The sequence below is a fragment of the Coleofasciculus chthonoplastes PCC 7420 genome, from assembly GCF_000155555.1.
GTDB lineage: Bacteria > Cyanobacteriota > Cyanobacteriia > Cyanobacteriales > Coleofasciculaceae > Coleofasciculus > Coleofasciculus chthonoplastes_A.
The window spans coordinates 175,481-182,633 of record NZ_DS989848.1 but is presented as its reverse complement, the minus strand read 5'-3'; the positions used below and the strand labels follow the sequence as shown (position 1 = coordinate 182,633).

4 protein-coding genes and 1 pseudogene are annotated in these 7,153 nt (G+C 45.7%); 3 read left to right on the top strand and 2 right to left on the bottom strand.

The features are described from left to right. Window positions 1–109: 109 nt before the first annotated feature. Window positions 110–2,764, top strand: a complete 2,655-nt coding sequence (locus tag MC7420_RS12995) for a tetratricopeptide repeat protein (RefSeq protein WP_006100986.1) — start codon at window positions 110–112, stop codon at window positions 2,762–2,764. Window positions 2,765–3,102: 338 nt separating this feature from the next. After that, window positions 3,103–3,354, top strand: a pseudogene (locus MC7420_RS12990) (ATP-binding protein); the annotation flags it as partial. Between the two features lie 248 nt (window positions 3,355–3,602). On the opposite strand, the gene MC7420_RS12985 reads toward MC7420_RS12990, so the two are convergent. Beyond that, window positions 3,603–4,772, bottom strand: coding sequence for a tetratricopeptide repeat protein (locus tag MC7420_RS12985; RefSeq protein WP_006100855.1), 1,170 nt, complete (start codon window positions 4,770–4,772; stop codon window positions 3,603–3,605). Between the two features lie 93 nt (window positions 4,773–4,865). Between MC7420_RS12985 and MC7420_RS12980 the strand changes: the two genes are divergently transcribed. Continuing rightward, a complete protein-coding gene (locus tag MC7420_RS12980) occupies window positions 4,866–5,114 on the top strand; it encodes a hypothetical protein (protein ID WP_006100796.1) in 249 nt (82 codons plus the stop codon). A 417-nt stretch (window positions 5,115–5,531) separates the two neighbouring features. Here MC7420_RS12980 and MC7420_RS12975 read toward each other — a convergent pair whose 3' ends face one another. Continuing rightward, a complete protein-coding gene (locus tag MC7420_RS12975; protein ID WP_006100888.1) occupies window positions 5,532–7,136 on the bottom strand; it encodes an Hsp70 family protein in 1,605 nt (534 codons plus the stop codon). Between the last annotated feature and the right edge of the window lie 17 nt (window positions 7,137–7,153).

Genomic DNA, 7,153 nt, shown 5'->3' with positions numbered 1-7,153 from the left:
GGGGGGAACGAGGGGGGTCGGGAGAGGGGCTGGGGGTGAGGGGTTGAGCTTAAGTTGCACGTCGGTGCGCCCCTACGGTTTCTGAACAGAATACATCAGCATCACAGCAATGATCCGAAACCTGACCGAATGGGATGAAGACGACAAGGGCGACGCCGAGGACGAATATGCAGCCCTGCGGCGTTCTTTGAGTTGGACAGAAGGATTTGGTTTGCTGTTTGTTGACTGTACTCCCGCCACCGCCGAGAAATTAATTAAGGATATTCGGAAAGATTTACCGCAAAAAAGAATTGAGGTTTTACGTCTCACCGAACCGATTGAGAATCTCTATACCGAAATCGCCGCGTTACCCAATCGGGATAGTATCGATATCTTATTTATCCAAGGGTTAGAACATTCGATTTATGACTATGAAAAGGCAATCAAAGATAATACAGAACGCCACAACTATTCATTGTTTTCTGTGCCGCGTTTATTAGGACATCTGAACCTACAGCGAGAATCATTTCGCGACCATTTTAATATCTGTTTCGTTTTTCTCCTGCCCAAATTTGCCCTCACCTATTTCAACCGCCGCGCCCCCGACTTCTTTGACTGGCGTTCTGGCTTATTTAAATTAGAGAGTCAAGGCAAGTTGGCTTTAGCAGAATTATCTCAAGGGGAAGATGAGTTTTGGTTGAAGCAAGGCAATCAGCAATTTAGACTCGGGGATTTAGTTGATGCAATTGTTTGCTGGGAAAAAGCGTTAGATATTACGCCGGATTCCCACAACGCCTGGAACAACCGAGGTATTGCCCTGAGAAATTTAGGACGAATAGAGGAAGCGATCGCTAGCTTTGATAAAGCCTTACAATTTAAACGCGATTGCCATCAAGCATGGAATAACCGGGGTAATGCCCTATTTAATTTAGGACGAATAGAGGAAGCGATCGCTAGCTACGATAAAGCCTTACAATTTAAACCTGATGACTATGAAACCTGGTGTAATAGGGGTTATGCCATGGATGAGTTAGGAGAAATAGAGGAAGCGATTGCTAGCTTTGAGCAAGCTTTACAATTTAAACGCGATTGCCATCAAGCATGGAAAAATCGGGGTAATTCCCAGAGCAAGCTAGGACGACTATTTAAAGCGATCGCTAGCTACGATAAAGCCTTACAATTTAAACCTGATTACCATCAAGCCTGGTACAACCGGGGTATTGCCCTGAGAAAGTTAGGAAGATTAGAGGAAGCGATCGCTAGCTACGATAATGCCTTACAATTTAAACCGGAGCAACATGAAGTTTGGCTCGACCGAAGTATTGCCCTGAGAAAGTTAGGAAGATTAGAGGAAGCGATCGCTAGCTACGATAAAGCCTTACAATTTGAGCCTGATGACCATCAAGCCTGCTACAACCGGGGTATTGCTCTAAGAAAGTTAGGAAGATTAGAGGAAGCGATCGCTAGCTTTGATAAAGCCTTACAATTTAAACCTGATAAACATGAAGCCTGGTACAACCGGGGTTCTGCCCTAGATGAGTTAGGACGAATAGAGGAAGCGATCGCTAGCTTTGATAAAGCCTTACAATTTAAACCTGATTACCATCAAGCCTGGTACAACCGGGGTATTGCCCTAGATAAGTTAGGACGAATAGAGGAAGCGATCGCTAGCTATGATCAAGCCTGGTACAACCGGGGTATTGCCCTAAGAAAGTTAGGACAATTAGAGGAAGCGATCACTTGCTTTGATAAAGCCTTACAATTTAAACTTGATGACCATCAAGCCTGGTACAACCGGGGTAATGCCCTATTTGATTTAGGAAGATTAGAGGAAGGGATCGCTAGCTTTGATAAAGCCTTACAATTTAAACGCGATTGCCATCAAGCCTGGAACAACCGGGGTATTGCCCTAAAAAAGTTAGGACAATTAGAGGAAGCGATCGCTAGCTACGATAAAGCCTTACAATTTAAACCTGATTTACATCAAGCCTGGAACAACCGGGGTAATGCCCTATTTAATTTAGGACAATTAGAGGAAGCGATCGCTAGCTACGATAAAGCCTTACAATTTAAACCTGATGACCCTGAAGCCTGGTACAGTCGGGGTATTGCCCTCGGTAATTTAGGACAATTAGAGGAAGCGATCGCTAGCTACGATAAAGCCTTACAATTTAAACCTGATGACCCTGAAGCCTGGTACAGTCGGGGTATTGCCCTCGGTAATTTAGGACAATTAGAGGAAGCGATCGCTAGCTACGATAATGCCTTACAATTTAAATCTGATGACCCTGAAGCCTGGTACAACCGGGGTAATGCCCTAGATGGGTTAGGACAATTAAAGGAAGCGATCGCTAGCTACGATAAAGCCTTACAAATTAAACCTGATTACCATCAAGCCCGGTACAACCGGGGTATTGCCCGAAGAAAGTTAGGACGAATTGAGGAAGCGATCGCTAGCTACGATAATGCCTTAAAATTTAAAACTGATGACCATGAAGCCTGGTACAACCGAGGTTTTGCCCTGTATAAGTTAGGACGATTTGAAGAAGCCATAATTTCCTGTAATAAAGCCCTAGAAATTAAACTAGATTACGCTAATGCATTTTACAAAAAAGCTTGCTATTTGGCATTGCAAAACCAAATTGACCTAGCCTTAGAAAAGCTACAACAAGCTATCACGCTGAATCCTGATGAATACCGAGAGATGGCAAAAACGGATTCTGAATTGGATAACATTCGTCAAGATCCGCGATTTCAAGCGTTGATTCAAAATGACATTGATTAACGTTTTCAGTGATGCAGTTATCAAAGAGTTTATCAGCCTCTCGTCCTGTAGTACACCGAATTTTAGGACTTACGCAAAGCCTCTATGTGTAGGGTGTGATAGGGTCGCGTAACGCACCTTTGCCCCTGTGATGTAACTGCGTAAGTCCTGAATTTGATAGATTAAGCTTAGGCACAGAAACATCATCGGATCAGGGGCTAAAGCCCCGACTACGAACGAACCCTAAAGGAGAACATGATGAAGTGCGCTACATTGTGTTTATTCGCGATGTGTTGAGCGAAATTAATCCGTGATAAGTTAGACGAACAGCATCAATGACATAAGACAAATGACCAACTATGAACGATTTCCAGATATTAAAACGAATTTTTAATGCCTTTGACCCCTTTCGCCCCTTACCCCCTGGTGTTCCAACTTACGTGGATTGTGAAGAGGTGCGGGGCGATTGTGATATTTTAATTGAACTGGGACGATCGATTTTATTATCAGATAGAGTCACCTGTAATCTCTATGCGGGACATCGGGGGGCGGGAAAATCAACGGAATTACTGCGGCTGAAAGCGGACTTAGAAGAGCAGAAGTATTATGTTTGACAATTAAACCGAGCGCACGTCGGTGTTAGGGCACACGTCATTGGTGTCAGACTTAAGCTCAACCCCTCACCCCCAGCCCCCTGACAGGTGTAGGTTTTTTACTCTTAGGTGGGGACAAGACAAGGAGGACAAGGATGGAAAGAAGACAAGGGGGGAAAATCTCTCTAGTATTGCTTTTCTACCTTAAGTTGACACCCATGGGCAATGCCGTACCCCTACAGGTAGCGCCCGTGTCACCAATGGGTTTATCGCAACCCCATCCCTTGCAACTCTTGACGTAACCGTTGCGCTTCCTGGGGATTGGTGACTTGATGACGGGCGATCGCACTCTCAAATGCGGCTAAACTTTCTGATACTCGTCCCAGTTTAAGTAATACAACCCCTAAGTTTTGGTAAGCGTCGGCATAGTCGGGATTCAGTTGAATGGCTTTTTGATAAGCGGTTATCGCAGATTCCCACTGTCCCAAGGCTTTTAAGGTCATCCCCAGGTGATTGTATCCCACGGCAAAACTCGGATCAATTTTCACCGTGGTTTCATAAGCTCGTTTCGCTGTGGTGAAATCGCCAACGCCGAATAACAAATTCCCTAAATTATTATAGGCTCCCAGTTTAAGTTGGGGCAGAATCGGTTGCTTAATCGCGTCTTGATAGTGATCTGCCGCTAATTGGAGTTGATTCTGTTTGGTGTAAGCATTGCCTAAATGGTAATGTAATTCAAATAAGACCGAAGCGTCTACCTGTGAATCCGTGAATCCACGTTTAAGCAGGGCAATTCCCTCCCCTACTTGACCGATTTGCACATACAGCGCCCCTAATTTACTACACAAGTATGCATCATTAGGATGATCAGCCAGGAATCCTTCCATAGCAGTCTTGGCGCGAGTGTATTTATCCAACGCCGCGATCGCACCCGGTTGATAGCCATAATGTAAAATGCCCACCGTAGACAGGGAAATCACCTGCCAATCCGGTTCTCGCTGTAACAATTGGGCGACACTATCATCCACCAGAGAATGGTAGGGGCGAGAAAAATAGATATCGGGATGATGGCGAAATAAACGGGATACCAGGGAATAGGGGGATTGAGTCGCACCCACTTCTTGACGGATCAGATTAATCACCAAGTTGCGATCGTTTTGTATCGCCTGTTGGATTTCGGGGACAATTTCCGGCGTTAACACCTCATCCGCATCCAGTACCAACACCCACTTCCCGCGCACATAGCGCAGCGCCTGGTTGCGGGCGGCGGAAAAGTCATTGCACCATTGAAAATGATAGACTCTTGCTCCATAATCGGTAGCGATATCAATCGTGCGATCGCTTGATCCGGTATCTAGGATCACCATTTCATCGACGATTGGCTGCACACTCTCCAAAACTTGAGATAAACTGGCTTCCTCGTTTTTTACAATCATACATAGACTGAGATCCATCCTTAATTCCCTCTTTGGTGACAGTCAGACATGGAACAATAAGATCAGTTGATTTGCTATTCATACTAGAAAACAATGCCAAAACCGACACAAGCCCACATGTCTCGCACAATCTCTAAGAGTCAGCCTAGTGGTGCGAAGGATATGACTAAGCGCCAGATGGAATATTATATGGGAGCGAAGCTGATTGAGGTTGGGGTTAATCCCAAATCGGCGATTTATCGTTGGTCAGTGGAAGATAAAGGAAGTCGTGAAGTCTGGACGTATAGCGCCTACTGGAGTGATTCTAAAGAGGAATTATTGCAGAAGGAACAGGAATCCTAGAGTGTTGGTCAAGTATTCCGAGAAACCGGGTTTCTCGTAAGGATGACAACGACTATCAAGCTTTCACCCAAAGAAACCCGGTTTCTTGACCGATGTCCTAGTGCAGTGTGTGAAAATAGCTAAGGGAGTTGGGGGAGATATTCGCGGTTCAGTGATTATGGAATGTTGGGTTGAGCGAAGTCGAAACCCAACCTACAAATTAGCTGCATAAGCTGTTCGGCATTTAAACCTTAATGTCAATAATGGCTCTCATCCGTGTAGTGCGTTTAGCGAAGCCATGCCGCAGGCTTTGCATCTTGCTCGCTACTAATACCCAATTTAAATGCATGACAGCTTATCACTCCTTTGAATTGAAATGTCATTTTATAGTTGGCGCTTAAATGCTTATGGCGCTAAAGCGCAACTACAAACAAACATTCAACTTAGTTGGGCGACTATCTGATTTTGTAAGACGGTTTGTTCGGTGAGTAAGTCGTCTACTGTTAATCGTAATGCGCGATCGCGATCGACTGAAAATTTGAGTTTGATCCGATCGCGTCCCGGATTTCCGGGGGGTGTAAGCTGGGCAATGGTTCTGGCACCGTCCCGATCATTTAAGGGTTGTACGGCGGTTTTGCCGCCACCGAGTTGGCGTGTGACTAGGCGATCGCCTTCAAAGTATACCTCGGTTGCTCCTGTTTCTGCGCCTAATTCGCCGACGATTAATTCAATACTCGGTTGATTGTCTACTGACGCCCCTACTACTAATTCCACGGGATTACTCATCGGATAGGGTTGTCCGGCTTTTATAATCGGATGCCAATTGTGACACTTATTCCGTCGATCCCAGTAGCGAATCCCATAGCTATGGTAGAGGAAGTCTTGGACTTCTATGCCTTGGGCTAATTGTAATGCGCCCTGGGCGATGGCTTCAAAGGGTTTTCGGGAACGAATCTTTTCGGCGTTAAAGTATTGCTTTACCCACTCTTGGACGGCGGGAATTTTTACGGTTCCCCCGACTAATAATACCGCATCAATATCGGCGACTTCGATACCACTGCGCCGTGCTTGTTGCAGGAGTTGGGTCATTCGTTCATTCAGGTTATCAAAAAATTGGTGATCCGTTAAGATGGTTTCAAAGGTTTGCCGATCCAGACTCAGTTCATAACTCTCTAGTGTTTCATCGTTAAAGTAAACTTCCGTGGCGGTGGATTCTGTAGAAAGCTTAATTTTCAAGCGTTCCGCTAATCGCGTGGTTAAGGGCGATCGCGTAATTCCCTGGGTTTTGACAAAATAATCTACTAGCCAGTTATCAATATCTGAACCGCCTAAATTTTGTCCAGCTTTGGCGAGTACGCGGGCGATTTGTGGCTTTTGTCCCGAACGTTCACCTAATACTTTTTCCCCCCATTTCAGGATAAATCCCAGGGGCTGTTTCCCCGGTTGTACCTCTTGATTTAACTGCACCAGGGATAAATCCAAAGTACCGCCACCGAAATCCACGACGAGGAGGGTTTCACCTTCTGCTACACCATACCCCAAAGCGGCGGCGGTGGGTTCATCCAGTATCCGCAGTTGTTCCACGGGTAAGGCTTGACACACTCCGGTTAACCAGTGGCGATACGCCTCAAAGCTATCGACGGGTACGGTAAGAATTAAGGATTCAATCGTGTCTGTGGGGGAAGGGGAGACTTTGGCGATAATTTGGCTGAGGAACCATTGTCCAATTTGCTCAAAACTGATGGGTTGTTGATCCAATTCCGGCAAAAATCCCTGAATCTGGGAACCTATCCCGCGTTTGAAGCCGGAGAAAAAGCGGAGATCGGTGGTAAGATCTAAGCCGCGATCGCGGATTGTTTGACCGACGATCACCTGACCTTGCTGGGCATCCTCAACATAGACCAAACTGGGAATCAGGGGTGGATTTTGGGCAAGTTGTATTGATAAACCAGGTAGGCTGACGGTTTCCGCTTCGCCCGTGGCGGCGTTCCAGCGAGTGATAACTGTATTGCTTGTGCCAAAATCAATTGCGTAGTTCGTCATTTGTCATTCGTCATTCG

Bases quoted from the DNA above. Each gene is read 5' to 3' on its own strand.
- MC7420_RS12980 (WP_006100796.1), top strand. From the start codon at position 4,866: ATGCCAAAACCGACACAAGCCCACATGTCTCGCACAATCTCTAAGAGT.
- MC7420_RS12995 (WP_006100986.1), top strand. From the start codon at position 110: ATGATCCGAAACCTGACCGAATGGGATGAAGACGACAAGGGCGACGCC.
- MC7420_RS12985 (WP_006100855.1), bottom strand. From the start codon at position 4,772: ATGATTGTAAAAAACGAGGAAGCCAGTTTATCTCAAGTTTTGGAGAGT.
- MC7420_RS12975 (WP_006100888.1), bottom strand. From the start codon at position 7,136: ATGACGAACTACGCAATTGATTTTGGCACAAGCAATACAGTTATCACT.